Origin of the sequence: Oceaniglobus trochenteri (assembly GCF_020529025.1) — a bacterium.
GTDB classification, from domain to species: Bacteria; Pseudomonadota; Alphaproteobacteria; order Rhodobacterales; family Rhodobacteraceae; genus Oceaniglobus; species Oceaniglobus trochenteri.
Genome location: NZ_JACNMM010000002.1, coordinates 697,818 through 719,769 on the forward strand (window position 1 = coordinate 697,818; position 21,952 = coordinate 719,769).

A 21,952-nucleotide genomic window follows, 5' to 3' on the forward strand; every position below is an offset into this window, starting at 1 on the left:
AGGTCAGGTTATTGCGCGTCCGGTACCAGGTGCAGCCGGGTTCGCGTAATTTTCAATGGCGCCACCGCGCCGGTAAAGCCGAAGTTGCGGCTGGAGGTTGCAGGCTCCATCGCCGTTTCGAGAAATTGCTGAAGCGCCGGGGCATCGGCACCGCCGCGCGTGGCGGTCGGATCGGCCAGGGCCGTCAGGACGGTGCGCGCGCTGCCGGGCTTGGCCGGAACGGCGATCACGATGATCTCTTCCTGGCCGGGCAGGCCATCGGGGCTGTGGATTTCCAGCCCGATCTCCTGGGTTTCGCCAAATCCGATCCGGTTCGACAGGCCCGGGTCGGGCCAGAGCACCGACATGTTGAAGGCGCGGTCGACATAGATCACGGTCACGTCCTGGGCCGTGCGCGACGAATTGCTCAGCGACAGCCACAGCCGGTCGCATTCGCCCACGGTTTCGCGCGGATCGAAGGGGCCGACCCCCGCGATGGGTTCGTTGCAGCCGTTGACGCCGGGGTTGCCCGTCACACGTTCGATCTTCTGGGTCAGCCCGGCACCGGGCAGGGAAAACCCCGCTGGCGCCTGGGATTCGGCCAGCATCAGCGCACTGCGCAGGCGATGCACCCGGGCCGCGCGTTCGAAGAACCCGGCCGGATCGTCGCCCATGCGCGGCGTGCTGCCCTTGCCCGCCGGATCAAGAACACCGTCCGGCCCGCTGAGCGCCAGGCCGCCCCCCGAAAGGATCAGCACCGCATCCGGCGCATCCGAGTTCCACTCGACCCCTTCGGGCAGTCCGGCCGCCGCCAGCGCACCCAGCGCGTCAAGAACCGGCGCATAATCGGCCGTGTCCATGACCACCGGCGGGGAAATGCGGAAGGGCGCGGGGGCCGCTGGGCGCAACTGCACGCCATAGCCCTGCGCGGGGATTGTCCCCGATTGCAGTTCAAGTGTCGCCTTCGACGCGCCCACCCGGCGCAGCACCGCGCGCGCCACGGGGGTTTGCGCCGTGGCGCTTTCGTAAAGGTCGAACACCGCGCCGTCACCATAGCCCGACAACAGACCCGCCTCGAGCATTCCGCCCGAGAAGGGCACACGCCGTCCCCCGGGGGCCGCCGCGCCGAAGACCGGCGCACCCAGCGCGCTGCCCTCGCCATCGGGGGTCTGGACGACGCTGGCACTGTCCTTCTGCATCACGTCGACGGCCCCGCGCAGCGCCTGTTCCCAGGTCAGATCGTCGGTTTCCGACAGAACCGTGGTCAGCGAACGGGTGAAATCGCCGTACCAGTTCGACAGGTCCGCCTTGTCGCCCAGCGGATATTCGAACGACCGCTGGTCGGACTGCGAGGAATAGAGAAATGCGAAATCACCCTCCAGCGGCGGGGCGATGGTGCCCGACGCCTCGCCCGCCGAAACGGCTGCGACATCGCCCTCGGGCAGGCCCAGCGTCGCGGCGCTGACGAAACGCTCGGCACCGGCGGCACTGCTGATGGCGCGAAACCCGGTGGCCGAATGGCAGGCATCGACAATGGCGATCAGCGTCGCCCCCTTGTCGAGGATCGCCTGGAACAGCGGTTGGAATTCATCATCGACCAGCGCGTTTTCCACCGCACCGATGACGCCGTTCCAGTTTTTGGCGTCGGCGGGCAGCAGGATTTCGTCATACCCCCCCGCCTCGTCCCCGTTCATGTCGGGGGCCTGGGCGCCATGGCCCGAGAAATAGAAGATCACCGTGTCGCCCGATTGCGCCCTGCGGCCCAGGTCGCTCAGCCCGGCAAGGATGGCGTCGCGCGTCGCCACCTCGGGCGGCGCGATTCCCTCGGGCAGAGAGGCACCGGGCCCCGACAGCACGCGGATCTCGTCGGCGCCGCGGTTCAGCAGGGTGCGCGCCATCAGCCCGACATCGTTGATCGGGCCGCGCAGATCGGCGTCAAGGTAAAGATAATCGCCGACCCCGACCAGAAGCGCGCGCACCTCGGCACGGGCGGGCAACGCAGCCAGAAGGACAGTGCCCGCAAGGGCAAGGGGGATAAGCGGTTTCATGCCGAGAACATTACCCTTTGCGCGGCCCGTTGCAAGAAATCCGCCGCTTGGTGACGGAACTTGTCATTCCCCACGCTCAGTTACGCACCGGCGTGATGCGGCGGGCGGGTCCGCTGGCGGCCAGCGCGGTTTCGCCAAGCCCCGTGCTGCGCAGGAAACCGTTCAGTTCGGGGTTGGCCCGTGTGCCGATCTGACCGGCACGGATCGCCAGGTCAACCTCGTCTGTCTTCAGGCTCAGGCGCGTCGGAATCTCGTTCAGCTGATCGCGCATGGCCTTGGGCAGATCGTCGAATGACACCTGCCCGACGAAAAGCTTCACGTCGCGGCAATCCCACCCGGTCAGCCCGCCGCGCAGGCGCGCCACCTCGGCCCGCGACAGGGAACAGCGGTATTCGACCAGTTCCTCTTCCCAATCCGAGAGTTCAAGGCGCATGGCGTCATATCCGGTGCGACTGGCCGAGGCCATGGCGGAATCGGCGATGGACATGGCCAGTTCGATCCCCCCCGGCCCGGGCAGCTTGCGCGTCCAGCCGAAATCGCGGCTGACCCCGGCGTTGGCAACCAGAAACAGGATCCGGCGAATCTTCACTGCCTCCTGCGGGGTCAGGGGCGAATGGGCCTCTTGTGCCCGGGCGCGTTCCACCGACAGGCCGGTGGTGCCGAAATTGTCGGTGATCCCACCATCCAGCAGTTTCACGAACTTGATCTTCTCGGGGTCGGAATAGCTTTCGAGTGCGGCGGCATGGGCCTTCATCGCGCTGCTGGCCTCGGGGTTGAAGCGCGCGGCGGTCAGCCAGTCGGGTTCGGTGTAATCGCAGGCCGTCGCGTGGGCCTTCAGCACGATGGGCGAAAACACCAGCGGAAAGGCCGCGGAAGCGCTGATCGCCTGCGAGATGGGGAAGGTTTCCAGATCGGAACAGAGGGCGTCGAAGGTTTCGGCAGAGAACAGGAAGGCGGTGTTGTTGGCGACATCGCTGGCGTTGATCCAGGTGCGGATGCGGCTGCGCCGGCGCAGATCGCCGAAGGTGGCGCCGTGAAACAGCGCCTCGTCCAGGAACCGCCCGAAAGTACCGGCGCTGTTGGCCCCGCCCGACAGCCCGCGCACCAGTGTGATGGGGTTCAGGGGCGAATTCGCCATGTATTTCTCGGCGTCGCGGATCAGGTATCTTTCGCGAAACCCCTCAACGCCCTCGGGCCCGAAATAGCCGAAATGCGCCGCCGTCACCGATCCGCCCGACACGCCCGTCACCAGCCGCACGTCCGACAGGATGCCGTCCTTGTCTTCGGGGGTGGCGGTGGCGGCGCGCAGTCCCTCAAGCATGCCATGGGCAAAGGCCGAGGCGCGCATCCCCCCGCCGGAAAAGGCCAGCCCCACCCAGATACCGTCATCCCCCGTCATCGGCAGGTCACGGTCAACAAGTGCGGGGTTCGGCGTGGCGCGGGGCAGGTTTTCGGGCGTGTTGATCGCCGCACAGCCCAGCAGGGCCGCCAGGGTGGCGAAACGGGCAAGGCGCAGCAGGGATGTTCGGGGCATCAGGGATCGTCAATCAGGTCCGGCGGTCTGGCCATCTTAGGCCAGGCGATTGAAATGGCAAAACCCTTTTGCACCTTGGGCCGGGTCAGGCGGGCGCCATGGCGGGTCGCGATGGCCTGCACCAGCGCCAGCCCCAGGCCGTGGCCCGCAACCGCGCGATCACGCTCGCCGCGGGTAAAGCGTTCGAAGGCCAGCCCGTCGATGTCATCGGGCAGGCCCGGACCGGTGTCACGCACCTCCATAAGGTGCCTTTCGCCTTCCTGTGCCAGGGTCGTCGTGATGGCATCGCCCGGGCCGCAGAACTTGATCGCGTTGTCCAGAAGGTTCGACAGGCATTGCGCGATCAGGTTTCGGTCGCCCAGCACCCAGAGATCGGGCGCCACCTCGATGCGGTAGGTCAGCCCGCCATCCTCGGCCAGGGGTTCGTACAGTTCGCCCACCTCTTCAACCAGTTGCGACAGATCGACCGGCACCAGCCCCGGCGCCTGCCCCGAGGCGGCCTCGGCGCCCGAGATATCCAGCAGCGAATCGAAGATGCGGATCGCGCCGCGCATCTCGGCGCGCACCTCGTCCCGCAGGGCGGTGCGGTCTTCGCTGTCGACCGGGGCGCGATCCAGCTTTTGCAGGATGCGGTTCAGGGGGGTGCGCAATTCGTGGGCGATGGCATCGGACAGGCGGTGGGTGGCGCGGTTCAGGTTCTGGATGCGGTCCAGCATCTGATGAACATGGCGCTCCAGGCGGCCGAATTCGTCATCGCTGCGCGGCCCCGGCAGGCGCGCGCCCAGATCGCCCGCCGCCACCCTGTCGGCGAGGGCGTTCAGATGGTCGATCCGGCCAATGACCACCCGCGCCACCCCCAACCCGGCCAGCAGCGCCACCAGGCACAGGGCCAGCCCGACCCACAGGATATTGCGCGCCAGGGCATCCAGCACCGCCTGGCTTTGGCCCTGCCCCCGCGCGACCAGCAGGGGAAAGCCGCCCGGCAGCATCCGCGCCACCCCCAGATAGGGCTGTGCCGCGTGCTGAAAGCTGCGCGCCCCGTCCATCGACAGCCCCCCCACCAGCGCCGGAAGATCGCCGGGCCAGGTTTCGATGTTCCCGGCCAGAGGTTCGCCCGCCTTGCCCTGAAGCAGGAACAGCGCCTGGTCGGGGGGCGTGGTGGCGGCGCGAAAGGCGATCGCCTCGCGCAGGGCGATGATGCGGCGCTGGTCATAGAAGGCGGCGAAGGCAGCCACATCGGCGGCCAGCGTCGCGCGGTCCTGAGCGGCAAGGGCCTTTTGCGTGCTGCGGTATTGCAGCGCCATCGCCCCCAGCGACAGCAGGATGATCCCCCCGGCCACCGCCAGCGTAAGGCGCAGCATGGCCGAGCGCTGCCGGATCACCCGCGCGCCCCGTCCGGCGCAAAGACATAGCCCTCGCCCCGCTCGGTGTGGATCACCGGGCGGCCCGCCGCCGCCTCGAGCTTGCGGCGCAACCGGCCGACGTGCACATCGACGACATTGGTCTGCGGGTCGAAATGCAGGTTCCAGACGTGTTCCAGAAGCTGCATCCGCGTCACCACCTCGCCCGCATTGCGGGCGAAATAGGTGATCAGCTTGAACTCTTTCGGTGACAGCGCCACATGCGCCCGGCCGATATGCAGGGTGCGCGCCTTCAGCCGGATTTCAAGATCGCCGAAGGCCAGCATGTCGTTGTCGAGCACGGTCATGGAATTGCGCCGCAGAAGGGCGCGCAGCCGGGCGCGCAGCTCATCCGGGTCAAAGGGTTTGGCCAGGTAATCGTCGGCGCCCTTTTCCAGCCCCTCGATCTTGTTGGCGGCCCGGCCCAGCGCACTGACCACAAGGATCAGCGCCTTGGAGCCGGCGGCGCGCATCTTCGCGATGGCATCCACGCCGTCGCCGCCGGGCAGCATCCGGTCCATGACGATGACGGCGAAGCGCGCCAGCGACGCCGCCTGCACCCCGTCGGCCCAATTGCGCATGATCACGGGATCGCCCCCCAGATCGCGCACCGCGGCGGCGATGGCATCGGCGGTTTCGGCATCGTCCTCGACGATCAGGATACGGGGTGTGTCGGTCATGGTGTTGCTCACAGATCAGAAGAGATGGGTGCCGGCGTCAAGAAGATTCGCGCGGCTTTGCATGGCCGCGCGCGGCACGTCGGCCCAGGGGTCGACGAGAACGTGCAGCGTGTTCCCCCCCCGCGCGACCAGCAGCAGAATCGGGCCCGTGATGGTCAGCGCCTCAAGCGTTGCGCGGTCCACCGGCGCGCCGTTCAACGCGATGATGGAATCGCCGGGCAGCAACCCGGCCACATAGGCGGGCGAGTGGTAATTGACGTGCCCGACGCGTCCGGCATCCTCCAGCACCACGCCGAGGCTGGCGAAGGTATAGCTGGCGATCCGCCCCACGCCTGCGCTGCTGACCGCCAGCGCGCCAAGACGGTTGCCCACCGGCGCAAGGTCAAGCGTTACGGTCAGGTCGGCCTGTCCCCGGCGCAGGTTCAGGCGCACCTCGTCCCCCTCGCGCCGGTCGATCAGCATGGCCAGCATGGCCACGGTCGCAAGCGTTTCGTCCTCATAGCCCAGCAGGACATCGCCCGCCATCAGCCCCGCCTGCCCGGCGCGCGACCGTGGCGCGACGGAGTCCACCAGCAGGCCGACCGGAGCGATGCCCAGCGCATCGGCAATCGCGGGCGTCACCCGGCGCAGCGTCAGGCCCAGGTCGGGCACATCGCGCAGCTTGCCCGCCGCCATCAGCGGCACCAGGCGCGCCAGGTCGCCCGCCGCGATGGCCCAGCCCACCCCGGCCAGCGCACCCTCGGGGGACTTGCGGTTCAGCCCGATCAGCCGCCCCTCGCCATCCACCAGCGGGCCGCCGGCCACGCCTTCGTTCAGCAGGGCGTCATGCTGCACGGCCTGCACCGGGATCGTCGGGTCGGGCTGGCGCGCCGCGGCCGCGATGATGCCGCGGGTCAGCATCACATCCATGCCCAGGGGCGCCCCCACGGCAAAAACCTCGTGCCCCACGGGCAGCGTAACCGGCCCCAGCGGCAGACCGGCCAGGCCAAACCCCGCGCCTTCGATCCGCAGCAGGACAAGGCCGCGCCCGGCATCGCGTGCCACCACGCGGGCGCGCCCCTGCCGGCCTTCGCCATCGCGCAGGGTCACCTCGGCCCGCCCGCCGACAACATCGACGACACTCAAAACAAGGCCATCCTCAAGCAGAACCGCCGAACCCAGCGGCCTGTCGCCATCGCCCAGCACGATCAGCGTCGCCGCCACCGCGCGCTCCAGCCCGCTGCGGGCCTCGGCCGCAAGGGGCGCGGCCAGGATCAGGGCCATCAGGAAGGCGGCGCGCAAAAGCGGCGCGACAGGGGTGAAGCGGGCCGTCAGAACCTTGATATCCATGGCACAGTCCTCTTGTTGGGTGCCTCATGGATATAGCGGCCCGGTGCGCCGGGTTCACATGACAAGTACCGTCACGCGCCGAAAGCGGGCAAGGAAATCGTTGTAATGCGGGGGCTTCTGCCGAATATTCACCACAACCCGAGACTGACGGAGGATCGTCCATGTCCATCAAGCTTCTGCCCCTTGTCACGCTGGCGGCTCTCTCGGCCGCCCCTGCCGCCTTGGCCCAGGAGGTTGACCCCATCGCGGCAACGCGGCTGTCGGCCGAACTTTTCGACCTGGGACAGGCGCAGAACGATGCCCTGCTGATGATCGCGGCTGGCAAGCTGCGCAAGCAGGCCGAAGCGCGGGTCGAGGTGATCGACCGCGCGCCGGAACGCGACGGCCCGGCGCCGCGTGAAAACCCCATGGCGCCGCTGACCTGGGAATCGATGCTGGACGCCGCCAGCGATCTGAACCCCGACGATGCCCAGATGGCCGGGCTGATCGACGATATCCGCGCCGAAACCACCAAGGGCGTGCGCAGCGGGCGGGTTGAAAGCTATGCCAGCATCCGCGCGGGCGGAACCGACACCTATCGCCCGCTGGAATTCAGCGTCGGGGTCTATGCCGATGTCTATGTCGAGGGGTCGGGCGGGGCCGACATCAACCTCTACATCCGCGACGCGCAGGGGCGGCTGGTCTGTTCGGACACCGACATTTCCGCCATCGCCTATTGCGGCTGGCAGCCCGACACGGCCCAGGCCTATTCCGTCGAGGTGCTGAACAAGGGGCGCGTCGCCTCGGCCTACAAGCTGATGACCAACTGAGGGGCCGCATGATGAAACGCCTGCTTGCTACCACCGCCGCCGCGCTTTTGCTGGCCCTGCCCGCCTTTGCACGGGAAAACCATGCGCTGCTGATCGGCGCCTCGACCTATCCCAACCTGGACGAACGGTTCTGGCTGAAGGGGCCGGCCAATGACGTTGACCTGGTGCGCCGGTTCCTGACCACGAACCCGACGATTCCCTTCGACCCGGGCAACATCACCCTGCTGGCCGATGGCGTCGAGGGCGGCACGCCCCCCACCCTGGCCGCGATCCGCGAGGCGATGGACCGGCTGACCGAAACCGTGCAGCCGGGCGATTTCGTCTATCTGCATTTCTCGGGCCACGGCACCCAGGCGCCCGCCGCCGATCCCTCCAGCGAACTTGACGGGCTGGACGAACTGTTCCTGCCCGTCGACATCGGCCCCTGGAACGACAGCGTGGGCACCGTGGAAAACGCCCTTGTGGACGACGAGATCGGCGAGATGCTTGACCGGTTGCGCGGGCGTGGCGCCGATGTCTGGGTGGTCTTCGACAGCTGCCATTCCGGCACCGCCACCCGCGGCACCGCCACCGACGACGATGTGCGCCAGCGGCAACTGGCGCCCGAGGCGCTGGCCATTCCCGATGCCGCCATGGCCCGCGCCGAAGCGGCGGCGATGGAGAGTGAACGCAGCCGCGCGATGCCCGCCGATCCGCGCGAACGCCCCGAACCGCCGCTGGTTTTCCCCGGCAGCGCCGAAGAGGGTAGCCTGGTGGCCTTCTTCGCCGCCCAGACCAACGAAACCACCCCCGAAAAGAACATGCCCAAGGGCCACCCCGACCGCCGGTCGCAGGGGGTGTTCACCTTCACCCTGTTCCAGGCCCTGGCCGAACGCCCCGGCATCACCTATCGCCAGTTGGCGCAAGAGGTGCTGCGCAAGTACACCACCGGCAACCTGGCCCGTTCGACCCCCCTGTTCGAGGGCGACCTGGACGCGCAGGTCTTCGCCGGGGAACCGGGCGACCGCCTGGCGCAATGGCCTGCCCGGCCCACAGGCGACACCCTGACGCTGGATGCGGGCACCCTGCACGGGATCGAACCGGGCATGGAACTCTCGGTCATGGCCTCGCCCGCCGATCCGACCGAAGCGGCGACAGGCACCGTCACCGTCACCGACGCGGGCACCTTCCGCACCGTCACCGGCGCGCCAGCCGACCTGCCGCGCGGCGCCTGGCTGCGCAAGACATCCGAGGTGGTGGATTTCTCGCTCACCGTCGCCCTGCCCCGCGCCCGGGGTGAAGCCACCCGCGCCCTGCTGCGCGCGGCCGAGCTTATCCGCACCGAGAACATGGCCGGACCGCGCCTGCGCTTCGTCGCGCCGGGGGGCGAGGCCGACCTGCGGCTGGAGCTGTTCGAGGACAGCGACCGCCCCGATGCAATCTGGTTCCTGCCCGCCACGGGGCTGGTCTCCGAGGATGACCTGAAGACCATCCCGTCGGTTTCGACCCGCGACAAGACCGAGTATCAATTGGCCGACGTGATGGCCGACAACCTGCGCGCCATGGGCAAGGCGCTGAACCTGCTGAAGATCGGGGCGACCGCCGGGGCGGGAACGCTGAACGTGAAGGCCGCGCTGCAATCGGCCCGGTTCGACCCCGACCGCGAAGAGGTGATCGAAGGCACCCGCGTCGCCCTGAACGCGGCCAGCGTGCCGCGCCTTATCCCCGACGACGTGATCGGGCTCAGGCTGGAGAACACCACCGAGGGGCCAGTGGATTACAACATCCTCTATGTCGGGGCGGATTATTCCATCACCTTCATGGGCAACGACCGGATGCAGCCCGGCGCGATCCTGCAAGAGGATTTCGTGCGCATCACCGACAGCGCCTTCGGACGCGACCGGATGGTGGTTGTCCTGTCGCCCGCGCAACCCCAGTCACCGGTCGAGGATCTGTCGTTCCTGGAACAGGGCGCGGTGGAACGCACCCGTGCCGCGCCGGTGGAACGCAGCGGCATTGCGGGCCTTCTGGATGAAGCGGGATTCGGCGAAACCACCCGCGCCGCCGTCAGCCTGCGCAAGAAAAAGGCAGCGGATGCGCCGCTGCCCATGTTCCTGTCGTTCGAGTTCGATACGATCCCGGCCGAATGACGGCGCCTAGCCCGCCGCCCGGCGCAGGGCGGCGATATTGGTGCCGTAAACCTCGGGGGCGTCCACCGAACCGCCGCGAAACACCGACGACCCGGCCACCAGAACATCGGCCCCCGCCGCAACGCACAATGGCGCGGTGGTGGTATCGACGCCGCCGTCGATCTCGATATGAATTGCACGATCCCCGATCATCGCCCGCAGATCGCGGATGGTGGCCAGTTGCGACTGGATGAACTTCTGCCCGCCGAAGCCGGGATTCACCGTCATCACGTTGACCAGGTCGATCATGTCCAGCAGCGGCGCCACCGCCCCCGCCGGTGTGCCGGGGTTGATCGCCACCCCCACCTTGCAGCCCGCCGCGCGGATGCTTTGAAGCGTGCGGTGGATATGCGGCCCCGCCTCGATATGGGCGGTGATGAAATCGGCGCCCGCCTTGGCATAGGCCTCGATATAGGGATCGACGGGGGCGATCATCAGGTGAACGTCCATCACCGTCTTGATGTGCGGGCGGATCGCCGCGCAAAGCGCCGGGCCGAAGGTGAGGTTGGGCACGAAATGGCCGTCCATCACATCCACATGCACCCAATCGGCGCCCTGGGCCTCGATCGCGCGGATCTCGGCGCCGAAATTGGCGAAATCGGCGGACAGGATCGACGGAGCGATCTTCACGGTACGGTCTAGGGTCATGGTGGCGGCCTTTCGTCAGCAGGGGTTGGCACGCGATTAGCGCGGATCGCGGCGCTTGAACAGCCATGCAGCGGCGCGTCGGGGTTTGACCGTTTGGTCAATGTTGCCAAAGCGGCGGACCCGTGCAAGGGTTCGACCAGCCGCATCTGCCAGGGCCACGCCATGACCACCACCCAGCCGACCGATACCCACCTGCCGCAGGTATCCCTTGCCCGGAACCCGGGAATGGACCTCGACATGGACTGGGTGCGCGCCGTTCAGGCCAACACCAGCGCCATCGAACGCCGCGCCGCCACCCTGCCGGGGCGCCGGTCGGTCAAGAAGAACTGGCAGGCCGCCTGGCTGTTGCGGGCGATCTCGTGCATCGACCTGACGACGCTGGCGGGCGATGACACGCCCGCGCGGGTGCAACGGCTTTGCGCCAAGGCGGCCAACCCTGTGCGGCGCGACATCCTTGACGCCCTTGGGATGGAGCGGATCACCACCGGTGCTGTCTGCGTCTATCACGACATGATCGAACCCGCCGTCGCCGCCCTGAAGGGGACCGGCATTCCGGTGGCGGCCGTGTCCACCGGGTTTCCGGCGGGCCTGTCGCCCTTCCACCTGCGCCTTGCCGAAATCGGCGAGTCGGTGCAGGCGGGCGCGGCGGAAATCGACATCGTGATCTCGCGCCGCCATGTCCTGACCGGCAACTGGCAGGCGCTGTACGACGAGATGCAGGCCTTCCGGGCCGCCTGTGGCCCGGCCCATGTGAAGGCGATCCTGGCGACCGGCGAACTTGGCACCCTGCGCAACGTCGCGCGCGCCTCGCTGGTGTGCATGATGGCGGGGGCGGATTTCATCAAGACCTCGACCGGCAAGGAGAGCGTCAACGCCACCCTGCCCGTGTCGCTGACCATGATCCGCGCCATCCGCGCCTATCACGCCCGCACCGGCATCATGGTGGGTTACAAGCCCGCCGGGGGCATTTCCAAGGCAAAGGACGCCCTGACCTACCTGGCGCTGATGAAGGACGAACTGGGCGACCGCTGGCTGCGCCCCGACCTGTTCCGCTTCGGCGCCTCGTCGCTTCTGGGCGACATCGAGCGGCAGTTGGAGCATCACGTCACCGGGCGCTATTCGGCGGGGTATCGCCATGCAATGGGGTAAAAAATGATCACAAAGAGTCACCTTCAAGAATGGGTTCTGGAAGCACTAGAAGAGTTGGGTGGAGAGGCACACCTAGTTCAAGTAGCCAAACACATATGGCACAATCACGAGACCGAGCTTCGGACTGCCGGTAATCTATTTTATACTTGGCAGTACGATATGAGATGGCAGGCTCAACACTTGCAGAAGGCAGGCAAGCTTCAAAAGTTATCCCGGTCGTGGCGCCTAGCATGAGCGTTTCCGAGATATATCAGACCATGGATTACGGACCGGCACCGGAGAGCGACGCAGAGGCGCAGGCCTGGCTTGAGAGCCACGACCGCGCCTTCGGGCATTTCATCGGCGGGGCGATGACGGCACCGGGCGAGGGATTCGAGACGCGCAATCCGGCGCGCGGGTCGGTTCTGGCGCGGGTGACGCAGGCCTCGGCGGGCGATGTGGATGCCGCGGTGGCCGCGGCGCGCAAGGCACAGCCCGGATGGGAAAAGGCAGGTGGCCCGGCGCGGGCGCGGGTGCTCTATGCCCTGGCGCGGCTGGTGCAGAAGCAATCGCGCATGTTCGCGGTGCTGGAGAGCCTGGACAACGGCAAGCCGATCCGCGAAAGCCGCGATATCGACGTGCCGCTGGTGGCGCGGCACTTCTATTACCACGCCGGTATGGCGCAACTGCAGGACAGCGAGTTGCCCGACCGCGCGGCGCTGGGGGTCTGCGGACAGATCGTGCCCTGGAACTTCCCCCTGCTGATGCTGGCCTGGAAGATCGCGCCCGCCATCGCCATGGGCAACACGGTGGTGCTGAAGCCCGCCGAATACACGCCGCTGAGCGCGCTCTACTTCGCCGAACTCTGCGGGCAGGCCGGGGTGCCGCCGGGGGTGGTGAACATCGTCACCGGCGATGGCACGGTTGGCGAGATGATCGTGGATCACGAAGGCATCGACAAGATCGCCTTTACCGGTTCCACCAATGTCGGGCGGCGCATCCGCGAGCGCACCGCCGGGAGCGGCAAGGCCCTGACGCTGGAGCTGGGGGGCAAATCGCCTTACATCGTGTTCGACGACGCCGATATCGACAGCGCCATCGAAGGGCTGGTGGATGCCATCTGGTTCAACCAGGGGCAGGTCTGCTGTGCCGGATCGCGCCTTCTGGTGCAGGACAACATCGCCGCCGATTTCCACGCCCGCCTGCGCACCCGGATGGCAGGGCTGCGCATGGGCGACCCCTTGGACAAGTGCATTGACCTCGGCGCCATTGTCGACCCGGTGCAACTGGCGCAGATCCGCGACAAGGTGGCCGGTTCGGGCGGCGAGGTGTTTCAGGCCACCCCCGCACCCGAGGGTTGTTTCTATCCCCCCACCCTGATCACCGGCCTGTCACCGGCCGACCCGCTGATGCAGGAGGAGATCTTTGGCCCGGTCCTGGTGTCCTGCACCTTCCGCACCCCATCCGAGGCGGTGGACCTGGCCAACAACACCCGCTACGGACTGGCCGCGAGTGTGTGGAGCGAGAACATCAACCTGGCGCTGGATGTGGCCCCCAAGCTGGCCGCCGGGATCGTCTGGGTAAACGGCACCAACATGATGGACGCGGCGGCCGGGTTCGGAGGGGTGCGCGAAAGCGGTTTCGGGCGCGACGGCGGCTGGGAAGGGTTGCAGGGCTATACCAGGCCCCGCGGCAAGACCGCCGCCCTGAAGCCCACACCGGCCATTCCCGCCCCCAAATCCGCCACGGTCAGCGGGCTGGACCGGACCGCCAAGCTTTACATCGGCGGCAAGCAGGCCCGCCCGGATGGCGGATACTCCCGCGCGGTCTGGTCGAAGAAGGGCACGCTTCTGGGGCACGTGGGCCTTGCCAACCGCAAGGACCTGCGCAACGCGGTCGAGGCGGCGCAGGCGGCCAAGGCCTGGTCGCGCAGCGCGGGGCACCTGCGCGCCCAGATCCTCTATTACATCGGTGAAAACCTCTCGGCCCGCGCCGACGAGTTTGCCGCGCGCCTGGCGGACATGACCGGCGCAACCGCGAAACAGGCCGGGACCGAGGTGGAAACCTCCATCGACCGGCTGTTCCACTGGGCCGCCTGGGCCGACAAGAACGACGGCGCGGCCAAGGGCGTGCCCATGCGGGTGGTCGCCCTGGCGATGAACGAACCGGTGGGCGTGATCGGGCAGTTCGCCCCGGACGAGGCGCCGCTGCTGGGGCTGGTTTCTGTGATCGCTCCGGCACTGGCCATGGGCAACCGGGTGGTGACCGTGGCCTCGCAACCCTTTCCCCTGGCGGCGACGGATTTCTACCAGATCCTCGATACCTCGGACGTGCCTGCGGGGGTGGTGAACATCCTCACCGGCGATCACGGCGAACTTGCGGCGCAACTGGCCGGGCATATGGATGTCGATGCGGTCTGGTCCTTCTCGGGCCAGGATATCTCGGGCACCATCGAAAAGGCCGCGGCCGCAAACCTCAAGCGGACCTGGGTGAACCACGCCCGCAGCCGCGACTGGCACGGCGCCGAGGGGCAATCGCGCGCGTTCATGACCGCCGCCTGCGAAACCAAAACCGTCTGGATTCCCTACGGCGAGGGGTAGCGGCATCACGCCACTATACGCATCGCCCGTTTTCCCCTAGAACCATGCCCAAGCTGCGCGGGAAACCGGGTGTGCCCGAGCAGTGACATAACAAAAGAGCACCAAGCCCCGAATGAACGCCTCCGCCCCGCGCGATGCAACCGCGACGCCTGCCCGCAACTGGATTCAGATCCTCGCGAAATACCGCGACCCCCATCACGGGCGCAGCATCTTCGAGCTGGCCGTCAGCCTGCTGCCCTTCCTTGCCATCTGGGCGCTGGCCTGGTGGCTTCTGCCCCATGCCCCCTGGGCGACGGTGGCGCTGGCCCTGCTGAATGGCGGGTTCCTGGTGCGGCTGTTCATCATCCAGCACGATTGCGGCCATGGCGGGTTCTTCCGCAACCGCCATGTGTCGGACTGGACAGGCCGGGTGCTGGGCGTTCTGACACTGACCCCCTATGATGTCTGGCGGCGCACCCATTCGATCCACCACTCGGCGGCCGGCAACCTGGACAAGCGCGGCATCGGTGACGTGCATACCCTTACCGTTGCCGAATACCGCGCGCTGTCCCCCCTGTGGCGGTTGCACTACCGCGTCTACCGCCACCCCCTTGTCCTGTTCGGGCTGGGGCCGGTCTATCTGTTTCTGGTCCAGAACCGCCTGCCGCTCGGGCTGATGAAATCCTTCAAGTACTGGTCAAGCGCCATGGCCACCAACCTGGTGATCGTCCTGGCCCTGGCCGCGATCGCCTGGTTCGGCGGCTGGCAGCCCATCGTCCTGATCTTCCTGCCCACGCTTCTGGTGGCGGCCACCGCGGGTGTCTGGCTGTTCTATGTCCAGCACCAGTTCGAGGAAACCCACTGGGACCAGAACGAGGACTGGCAGTTGCACGATGCCGCCCTGCACGGATCGTCGCATTATGTGCTGCCTGCGGTTCTGCGGTGGTTCTCGGGCAATATCGGCGTGCACCATGTGCATCACCTCTATGCCCGCATCCCCTTCTATCGGCTGACCGAAGTGCTGCGCGACCATGCCGAACTGGCAACCGCGCAACGGCTGACGATCCGCGAAAGCCTGGCCTGCGCCCGCCTGCACCTCTGGGATCAGGACGGGCGGCGACTCTTGTCGTTCAAGGCCGCGCGCCAGCTGGCCCGCACCTCCTGAACAAAGGGGGCAGGCACCGCCCGCCCCTCTTTCTTGCTGAAAATACTCATTGCGCGCTGTCCACCCGCGCCATGGCCGGCGGGGTCATTTCTTCTTCTTCCAGGTGTCCAGCCAGCGCGCCACCCTGCCGCGCTTTTCGTCGGCATAGGCATCCACCTTATCCCAGCGTTCGCCCGCGTCCTCGACCATGGGGTCGATCGTGCGCTCGCGGAACTGCAACCACATCCGGCGGATCAGCAGGATGATCAGCAGCAGGAAGACCAGGATCGAGATGTTCAGCCAGGGAATCAGGCGCACATCCGGCCCTGCGACCGGGCGGACCGAAACGGCGTTGGGAAAGATCGACAGGAATTCGTTGCGCCAGCCATAGTGGCGCACCGCCACCCAGCGCGGGTTGTCGCGGTTCGAGATCAGATCGCTCGCCTCGGCCTGAAGGTTCGATGAATCCAGCTTGAAATAGGGCGGCCAGCCCCAGCCGGTATCCTCGTTGCGATAGACGATGGGCTTGCCGTTGGGGCGGATCGTCTCGATGAAGCGCACGTCGCGGTTTACCGTCGTCGGGTCGTTGCCCACGTCGGTCTGGGCCCAGAACAGGCTGTTCTCGTTCACGTCCACCCGGCGCACTTCGGTGTTGACCACGCGCACGATGTCGCGTTGCGGCATGGTGTAGTGCAGGAAGGCACCGACAATCACGACCACCGCGATCCAGAAAGCCCACTTGATGTAACGCAACATGATCGCTCCTTACCAGTAATTGATCGCATAGATCAGCGTGCCCACCACGATGACGGGCACGACATAGACACCGAGGATCAGCTTGCGGCGCACCGAACCGTCGTATTCCGCCAGGCCGGCCCGCACGAAATCCTCGCGGTCGCCGCCGATCCCCTCTTCCTCCCAGCGCTTTTCCAGCTTTTCACGCCGGACCGAACGCGAATAGATCGACACCAGCACATAGACGATGCTGAGCACCACGAACCCCATTAGCCCCAGCCGGGCAATCGCAAAGACCATCTGCTATCTCCTCACCGCGCCCCAGGGGCCGACACGTTCGATCATGCCGCGTTGCCGCTGCGGCCTGCGGGCCTGCACCACCGGAGCGGCATCGTCCATCCCCGGCTCGGCCCCGAACAGGGCGGCGCGGGTTCCGGCCTTGTCGACCTGGTATTCCCGTTCCAGAAAATCGGCCACATACTGGCGGCGCTGATCCGACCAGGCGCCGTAAAGCCGATAGAACAGTTCCTTGTGGCAGATGAACAACTGGCGCACGTCCAGCGGAGCCAGTTCGGCCAGCAGCATGTTCACCAGGTCGCGGTCGGGCCCGGCGGCGGCGCGGAAGGTATAGAAATAGGCGGGGTGTTCGCTGGTGATGCGCGGCCAGCTTCCGCCCCCCTCGACCCAGCGCAGCAGGTCGGCCAGGCCCTGGAAGGCATCAGGCAGCGCGCGGCCCAGCTTGCGCGCCACGGCGCGCAGGTCGGCGCGGGTGGCCCCGGCCAGATCGACATCAAGCGTCGCCGCCGCGTCGATCAGGATGAAATCCATCTTCTGACGCAGGATCGCGGCGGCATCCACGTTGCGCGCCTTGACGATGGGTTCGACAAGGGCGTTCTGCTCCAGCGCGCGGGCAATCGTGTTGGGCTGATCCATGCCCGTCACCATGACCTTCACACCGTCGTCGACGGTAAAGGCGGGCGGTGTCGCAGTCACGACAAAGGGCTTTTCCACCTTGTGAAACACGTAGGAGCCGCCGAAATGCGAAGTCCAGAAATTGCCGTGGTCAAACTCCATCCGCTTCAGCGTCACCGGGTTGCGGGTGACATCGCCGGTGTGCTTGGCCAGTCCGATCATCTCGGCGATCAGCACATCGTCCCACCAGCCATCTTCGCGGGTGCGGAATTCATCGATCTTCTCGGCCAGCTTGCGGGCATCGGCGACATGGGATTGCGTCGTGTCGGCCTCGACCACAATCTTGCGGATGTCGAACAGCCGCGCGGGGCGTGACACCTCGAAGACGGAATTGGCCAGTTCGCCGGCCACCGCATCGCGGGCGGTCAGGGCGAAAAGCTCGCTCTCGTTGGCCTCGATGAATTCGACAAGGATCGGACGGCTGGTGGAAAAGGCCATGTTCAGAAGCGGCGCATGTTTCTGATCGGTGCTCAGCAGGATGAACTGGCGGTTGCAGCCGTTGGCGTTCAGATAGCGGTGATCGCCCAGTTCCTCGCCGATCTCGGGGGAATATCCCGACAGGTCGATGTGAAAATCGCTCAGCGCGGTCTGCTTGCCGGTCAGCTGCCTGAGGGCGCGGTTGTAGCGTTCGATCAGCGCGGGCGAGGAAACCTCGATCAGCCCGCCGAACATCAGCCCCTTTTCGATCAGCCGCTTCATGGCGTTTCTTCCCCCGCCAAGAGGGTGCGCGCCCAGGTGATCGCGATGCCCAGGCCCGCCAGTTGCAGACCCACCCAGCCGAACCAGGCCGCCGCGCCCAAGGGATCGGACCGCAGCGCCGGCCAGACCTCAAGCCCGTTCAGAAGATAGATGGCAAGGCCCAGCACGGCGCCCAGAAGCACAAGAACCACGGCCGCCAGCGCCATGCGCCCCAGGGGCGCGCGCGCACGGTCCATCGCCCCCGCCATGACCCAGCCCAGAACGGCCAGGCCGCCAATCGCCATGATCGGCAGGGATGTCGTGTTGGCCCAGAGGGCCGGTATCGGTTCGGCTACCATTGTTTTACCTTCCAGCGTCGCGGCAGGGTCGAAATCGTCAGCACGAGGACCGGCGCCCAGATCAGCCCGGCCGACAGCCCGAGGCCCAGAAAATAGGCCGCCGATCCCCCGGGCGCCACCCCCAGCGCGTCGATGATCCGCGTGTCCTGCCGCCCGTAGGACCACAGGAAATACCCCGCCACCGCCAGGATCAGCACCAGGGCCGACAGCGCGCCATTCACGATCAGCCACAGACCGCCCTCGGGCAGAAGACGGCCCAGCGCAAGGGGTACGGCCATAGCCGCAAGCACGATCGCGGCCACGGGCAGGATCAGGCCCATCAGGCCCGTTCCCGGTTGCGGCGCTGCGCAAGGGCCGAAAAGACACCCAGGAAGATCGGCAACCAGACAAAGGCCGAAAACACCACGATTCCGAAGGTGCGGCGCAGATAGGCCTCCATCGGTTCGGGCCAGGGCAAGGGATCGGGGTTCATCACCGCGAACAGGGCAAAGGCCGCCAGCGCGCAGGCCAGAACGCCCGCGGCCAGCGCCCGCCCATGGCCCAGCGCGCCATAGACCGACGGATCGGTGAAGAACGCCGCCACCCCCAGGCTGACGACGACCGAAGCGGCGATCAGCGTTGCACCAAACAGCAGCACGGTCATGCGCCCTTGCCCTCCAAGTAGCGCCGCTTGGCCTCTTCGCTGCGGCCGAAATCGCGCACCATGTTGGCGATCGCCACCTCGTCACTCTTGTCGGCATAGCGGAATTCGCTGTCGGCATAGCGGTTGATCTCCTGCACCACCATGTCGACGGTGATCGGCTGGGCCATGTCACGGATCATGGCCAGCTTTTCGTCGTAGGATTTGAACAGGAACAGCTCGGGGTTTTCCATCCACTCGTCCGGCAGTTCGAAATCCATCGCCCGCACCTTCACCGCATCGGTGATGTTCTTGATCGCGCGGCCGGTGAAGCGGTGGTCGGCCTCCTGGATGCCCTTCAGATAGGTGCCCAGCTTGGCGATTGTATCGAGCTTGCCCAGCTTCGCCTCGGTCGCCTCCCAGACCTTCAGCAGCCCGTCTTCCTTGGGCCGCCCGTGGCTTTCGAAACTTGCCGCCACGGCCGATCTGATCTCCTGCGCGGCAAACAGATCATGCTCGCCCACCGGGATGTCGTGGTTGCGCCCGATCAGCAGGTGCAGGATGTCGATGTAATCCTCGCGGGTCTGCGGCCCGTCCACCAGAAACCGCGCGCCGGCCCGCTGGCGCAGGGCGTCGTCCACGTTCTCGGGATAGTTGCTGAACATGCCGAAGGTGCAGTTGCCCCGCACCACGGTGTTCGCGCCGGCGAAACTCTCCATCAGCACGGCGGTGATCTCCAATTGCCCGGCCGAGCTTTGCCGATCCCCGCGCTTGCCCGCCAGCTGGTCGATATCGTCGATGGTGCCAAAACCGATCACCGAGGGGTCGATCACGTTGTTGATGAAGGCCTTGGCGTTCTGGCCCGACTTGCCCTGATAGCTGTCGATGTTGTCGGTGCTCAGGTTCTGATAGCGGAAGGGGTATCCCGCCACCTCGCAATAGCCCGCTATCAGCCCCGCCATCATCTGGATCAGCGTCGTCTTGCCCGTCCCCGGCGCACCGTCGCCCATGAACGTGAAGATGAACCCGCCCAGTTCGGCGAAGGGGTTCAGGCGGCGGTCAAAGTCATAGGCCATCAGCATCTTGGCCAGCTTCATCGCCTGGTACTTGGCGATATGGTTGCCCACCACCTCGTTCGGTTTCTTGAAGGTCATGGTCAGCGCGCCGCCCTTGCCGCGCCGCGACGGGGCAAAGCCCTGGATGGTCAGATCCTCGGCCTCGACATGCCATGACGCACCGGTGAACGCCTCGATCCGCGGTGCCGTGGCGGCCCGCATCTCGACCCGGCCCATCAGCGCTTCGCCAAAGGCAAGGACGGTGGCCACCAGGCGCGGCTCGTCGCTGGCGAAGGCGGCGATGTCCTGGTCCAGTTCCCACAGCGCGCCGTGCAGCGCGAGGGGGGCGTTGTCGGTCAGCACCTCCTCGACCTCGCCGATCTCGACAGCCGCCTCACCGGCATGGGTGGCCAGAAGGAAACCGGCCGCATTGGCAAAGACCGACAGGCAGACCAGCGCCTCGGCGGCCAGCAGATCCGAGAATTCGGCCTTGCGCGCCGCAGCCAGCCCGCCGGCCAGGTTGTCGCGCTTCAGCGCGTCCAGCCCGGTACGTTCGGAAAACTGTTCGCCCACCGCGAGGGAGATCGCCAGCGCCCGGCGCAGCCCCTGCAGGACGGTCGCCTGCAAGGGCGACGGCAGCGCATCCTCGCCCAGCCCCTCGATCCGCTCGACGATCCGCACCCCTTCGGGGCGCGTGGTCGATCGCGTCACCAGCCCCGGCGTGGTGGAGCGGAACCGCCGCCGCGTGCCGATCCCGGGGGAGCGTTCGGCACGCGCCTCGGCCCGCGCCTCGCCCACGCGGGGCGTATGATCGAACCCCTCCAGCATCGCCAGCGCGGCGGGGTAATGCTTGCGGATATCCGCTTCGCGCAATTCCATCTGGTCGCCTGAAATGCTCACGAAACCCCCTGCTTCTTCTTTGCAAAAATACTCAAATCCAAAGGTCTAACGATAGCTCAGCACCCGCCCTCGTGGCGAAACGACGAACTTGCGCACCGAGGCAAAGCCCGGCGGGTTCATCTCGGCCAGCACCTGATAGGGCCGCTGGGGCAGGATCACCGCGCGTTCGGTGCGGGTGGCGCCGGTATCGGCCCCGCGCCCGGCGAAGGGGTCGAGCGCGAACACCTCGCGCTCCACGGTTGAAAACCACCCCTTGCGCTCGCTGTCCACACGCTCGCTTTCCAGATCCTCGATGGTCCAGGCCAGGCACCAGTCCTGCCCCTCGGGGGCGCGGGCCTGTTCCAGAACATCGCGGATCGGGCCGGTCTGGCGCGTATAGGCGGCCGAATACATCGGCCCCACGTGAACACGGCGCAGCCGCTTGGGATGCAGGTTGTCGAAATCCTCGTCAAAGCCCTTGGCGATGGTCAGAAGTTTCAGCCCCGCCATGGATTGCGCCATCAGATGTGCCTGAACCGAGGGCCAGCGCGTGGCGTCCTTGGGCAGGGACGTGCGGCCGCTGTCCTCAAGCTCCATCATGTAGATCACCGGCAGGTTCACCTGGCTGTCATAGACCGCCCAATGCACCAGAAACTTGCGCCGGTCGTTCAGCCCTTCAAGCCAGATCGTGCGCGGATCGTTCTGCGGCCAGAACAGCCGCTGTTCGGTCAGCGCCTGGTAATAGAGCCGCTGGGACAGTGCGAATTGCAGCCGCGTGGGGATTACCCTGTCGCCGACGATCTGCGCCACCATCCGTTCGGTCAGGGTGTGGCGGTCGGGCATGGTTTCCAGATGCCGTTCGGCCTGGGAAAAATCGCTGCCCATGGTCAGAAGCTCGCGGAAGACCGGAAAGCCCGACTCGGTGGTGTCCATTTCCAGACTGCCGAAGAAGGTGCCGGTGTCGCGCCCGGTCATGAGGTACTTCATGCCCAGCGCCCGGAAGGTGCCGGCGATCCGTTCAAGATAATCGGTGAGGATTTGAACTTCGTTGCGGTTGAAGGTGCCCTCCACCTCCATTTCCGCGGCCACCCTTGCAAGGTGGCCGGTGATCGTCTCGAACTTGCTGAAATAACGCCGCGCGGCCTGGGTTTCGGACAGGCCCACGTGATCGCGGCTCAGATCCTTGCCGGTGATCACTTCGCTCATGGA

General features: G+C 66.7%; 19 protein-coding genes. 5 read left to right on the plus strand and 14 right to left on the minus strand.

The features are described 5' to 3' along the window. Window positions 1-8 precede the first annotated feature (8 nt). The 5 genes from H7828_RS03685 to H7828_RS03705 form a co-directional block, all read right to left on the minus strand. Window positions 9-2,027 (minus strand): caspase family protein, encoded by a 2,019-nt coding sequence (locus H7828_RS03685; RefSeq protein WP_226779627.1) that lies wholly within the window; start codon window positions 2,025-2,027, stop codon window positions 9-11. 76 nt (window positions 2,028-2,103) lie between these two features. Next, the gene (locus H7828_RS03690; RefSeq protein WP_226779628.1) at window positions 2,104-3,561 is read right to left on the minus strand and encodes a patatin-like phospholipase family protein; all 1,458 of its coding nucleotides are present in this window, start codon (window positions 3,559-3,561) and stop codon (window positions 2,104-2,106) included. After that, window positions 3,561-4,943, minus strand: coding sequence for a HAMP domain-containing sensor histidine kinase (locus tag H7828_RS03695; protein ID WP_226779630.1), 1,383 nt, complete (start codon window positions 4,941-4,943; stop codon window positions 3,561-3,563). The genes H7828_RS03690 and H7828_RS03695 overlap by 1 nt, the downstream gene beginning before the upstream one ends. Continuing rightward, on the minus strand, window positions 4,940-5,641 hold the full coding sequence (locus H7828_RS03700; protein ID WP_226779631.1) for a response regulator transcription factor: 702 nt from the start codon (window positions 5,639-5,641) through the stop codon (window positions 4,940-4,942). Before H7828_RS03700 ends, H7828_RS03695 begins: the two co-directional genes overlap by 4 nt. Before the next feature lie 15 nt (window positions 5,642-5,656). Further along, window positions 5,657-6,970: a S1C family serine protease gene (locus H7828_RS03705; protein WP_226779633.1), complete on the minus strand. Its 1,314-nt coding sequence runs from the start codon at window positions 6,968-6,970 to the stop codon at window positions 5,657-5,659. Window positions 6,971-7,131: 161 nt separating this feature from the next. Here H7828_RS03705 and H7828_RS03710 point away from each other — a divergent pair, with 161 nt between their 5' ends. After that, window positions 7,132-7,779, plus strand: a complete 648-nt coding sequence (locus H7828_RS03710) for a hypothetical protein (RefSeq protein ID WP_226779634.1) — start codon at window positions 7,132-7,134, stop codon at window positions 7,777-7,779. 11 nt (window positions 7,780-7,790) lie between these two features. Then, window positions 7,791-9,908 carry a caspase family protein gene (locus H7828_RS03715; RefSeq protein WP_226779635.1) on the plus strand — a complete coding sequence of 706 codons (2,118 nt, stop codon included), beginning with the start codon at window positions 7,791-7,793 and terminating at the stop codon, window positions 9,906-9,908. Between the two features lie 6 nt (window positions 9,909-9,914). Here H7828_RS03715 and rpe read toward each other — a convergent pair whose 3' ends face one another. Beyond that, on the minus strand, window positions 9,915-10,595 hold the full coding sequence (rpe, locus tag H7828_RS03720) for a ribulose-phosphate 3-epimerase (protein ID WP_226779637.1): 681 nt from the start codon (window positions 10,593-10,595) through the stop codon (window positions 9,915-9,917). A gap of 162 nt (window positions 10,596-10,757) precedes the next feature. On the opposite strand from rpe, the gene deoC reads away from it, so the two are divergent. From deoC to H7828_RS03735, 3 genes are all read left to right on the plus strand, one after another. Beyond that, complete coding sequence (deoC, locus tag H7828_RS03725) at window positions 10,758-11,744, plus strand: deoxyribose-phosphate aldolase (RefSeq protein WP_226779638.1); 987 nt, start codon at window positions 10,758-10,760, stop codon at window positions 11,742-11,744. A 230-nt stretch (window positions 11,745-11,974) separates the two neighbouring features. Continuing rightward, the gene (locus tag H7828_RS03730) at window positions 11,975-14,323 is read left to right on the plus strand and encodes an aldehyde dehydrogenase family protein (RefSeq protein ID WP_226779640.1); all 2,349 of its coding nucleotides are present in this window, start codon (window positions 11,975-11,977) and stop codon (window positions 14,321-14,323) included. A gap of 112 nt (window positions 14,324-14,435) precedes the next feature. Further along, on the plus strand, window positions 14,436-15,467 hold the full coding sequence (locus H7828_RS03735) for a fatty acid desaturase (protein ID WP_226779641.1): 1,032 nt from the start codon (window positions 14,436-14,438) through the stop codon (window positions 15,465-15,467). A gap of 84 nt (window positions 15,468-15,551) precedes the next feature. On the opposite strand, the gene H7828_RS03740 is transcribed toward H7828_RS03735, so the two are convergent. From H7828_RS03740 to H7828_RS03775, 8 genes are read right to left on the minus strand one after another with little or no spacing between them, the layout of a single operon-like run. Continuing rightward, window positions 15,552-16,199, minus strand: a complete 648-nt coding sequence (locus tag H7828_RS03740; protein ID WP_226779754.1) for a DUF1523 family protein — start codon at window positions 16,197-16,199, stop codon at window positions 15,552-15,554. 12 nt (window positions 16,200-16,211) lie between these two features. Continuing rightward, window positions 16,212-16,481, minus strand: coding sequence for a hypothetical protein (locus tag H7828_RS03745; protein ID WP_226779642.1), 270 nt, complete (start codon window positions 16,479-16,481; stop codon window positions 16,212-16,214). Between the two features lie 3 nt (window positions 16,482-16,484). After that, the gene (locus H7828_RS03750; RefSeq protein WP_226779643.1) at window positions 16,485-17,852 is read right to left on the minus strand and encodes a DUF6638 family protein; all 1,368 of its coding nucleotides are present in this window, start codon (window positions 17,850-17,852) and stop codon (window positions 16,485-16,487) included. Then, entirely contained in the window at window positions 17,849-18,190 is a 342-nt protein-coding gene (locus H7828_RS03755) for a hypothetical protein (protein WP_226779644.1), read from the minus strand. The genes H7828_RS03750 and H7828_RS03755 overlap by 4 nt, the downstream gene beginning before the upstream one ends. Further along, on the minus strand, window positions 18,184-18,510 hold the full coding sequence (locus H7828_RS03760) for a hypothetical protein (protein ID WP_226779646.1): 327 nt from the start codon (window positions 18,508-18,510) through the stop codon (window positions 18,184-18,186). The genes H7828_RS03755 and H7828_RS03760 overlap by 7 nt, the downstream gene beginning before the upstream one ends. After that, the gene (locus H7828_RS03765; RefSeq protein ID WP_226779647.1) at window positions 18,510-18,833 is read right to left on the minus strand and encodes a hypothetical protein; all 324 of its coding nucleotides are present in this window, start codon (window positions 18,831-18,833) and stop codon (window positions 18,510-18,512) included. The genes H7828_RS03760 and H7828_RS03765 overlap by 1 nt, the downstream gene beginning before the upstream one ends. Further along, window positions 18,830-20,764: an AAA family ATPase gene (locus tag H7828_RS03770; protein ID WP_226779649.1), complete on the minus strand. Its 1,935-nt coding sequence runs from the start codon at window positions 20,762-20,764 to the stop codon at window positions 18,830-18,832. Before H7828_RS03770 ends, H7828_RS03765 begins: the two co-directional genes overlap by 4 nt. 45 nt (window positions 20,765-20,809) lie before the next feature. After that, complete coding sequence (locus H7828_RS03775) at window positions 20,810-21,949, minus strand: hypothetical protein (RefSeq protein WP_226779650.1); 1,140 nt, start codon at window positions 21,947-21,949, stop codon at window positions 20,810-20,812. Between the last annotated feature and the right edge of the window lie 3 nt (window positions 21,950-21,952).

Coding starts and splice junctions, on each gene's coding strand:
- H7828_RS03715 (WP_226779635.1), top strand. CDS start 7,791: ATGAAACGCCTGCTTGCTACCACCGCCGCCGCGCTTTTGCTGGCCCTG.
- rpe (WP_226779637.1), bottom strand. CDS start 10,595: ATGACCCTAGACCGTACCGTGAAGATCGCTCCGTCGATCCTGTCCGCC.
- H7828_RS03775 (WP_226779650.1), bottom strand. CDS start 21,949: ATGAGCGAAGTGATCACCGGCAAGGATCTGAGCCGCGATCACGTGGGC.
- H7828_RS03745 (WP_226779642.1), bottom strand. CDS start 16,481: ATGGTCTTTGCGATTGCCCGGCTGGGGCTAATGGGGTTCGTGGTGCTC.
- H7828_RS03735 (WP_226779641.1), top strand. CDS start 14,436: ATGAACGCCTCCGCCCCGCGCGATGCAACCGCGACGCCTGCCCGCAAC.
- H7828_RS03705 (WP_226779633.1), bottom strand. CDS start 6,970: ATGGATATCAAGGTTCTGACGGCCCGCTTCACCCCTGTCGCGCCGCTT.
- H7828_RS03755 (WP_226779644.1), bottom strand. CDS start 18,190: ATGGTAGCCGAACCGATACCGGCCCTCTGGGCCAACACGACATCCCTG.
- H7828_RS03690 (WP_226779628.1), bottom strand. CDS start 3,561: ATGCCCCGAACATCCCTGCTGCGCCTTGCCCGTTTCGCCACCCTGGCG.
- H7828_RS03730 (WP_226779640.1), top strand. CDS start 11,975: ATGAGCGTTTCCGAGATATATCAGACCATGGATTACGGACCGGCACCG.
- H7828_RS03750 (WP_226779643.1), bottom strand. CDS start 17,852: ATGAAGCGGCTGATCGAAAAGGGGCTGATGTTCGGCGGGCTGATCGAG.
- H7828_RS03685 (WP_226779627.1), bottom strand. CDS start 2,027: ATGAAACCGCTTATCCCCCTTGCCCTTGCGGGCACTGTCCTTCTGGCT.
- H7828_RS03700 (WP_226779631.1), bottom strand. CDS start 5,641: ATGACCGACACACCCCGTATCCTGATCGTCGAGGACGATGCCGAAACC.
- H7828_RS03760 (WP_226779646.1), bottom strand. CDS start 18,510: ATGGGCCTGATCCTGCCCGTGGCCGCGATCGTGCTTGCGGCTATGGCC.
- deoC (WP_226779638.1), top strand. CDS start 10,758: ATGACCACCACCCAGCCGACCGATACCCACCTGCCGCAGGTATCCCTT.
- H7828_RS03765 (WP_226779647.1), bottom strand. CDS start 18,833: ATGACCGTGCTGCTGTTTGGTGCAACGCTGATCGCCGCTTCGGTCGTC.
- H7828_RS03710 (WP_226779634.1), top strand. CDS start 7,132: ATGTCCATCAAGCTTCTGCCCCTTGTCACGCTGGCGGCTCTCTCGGCC.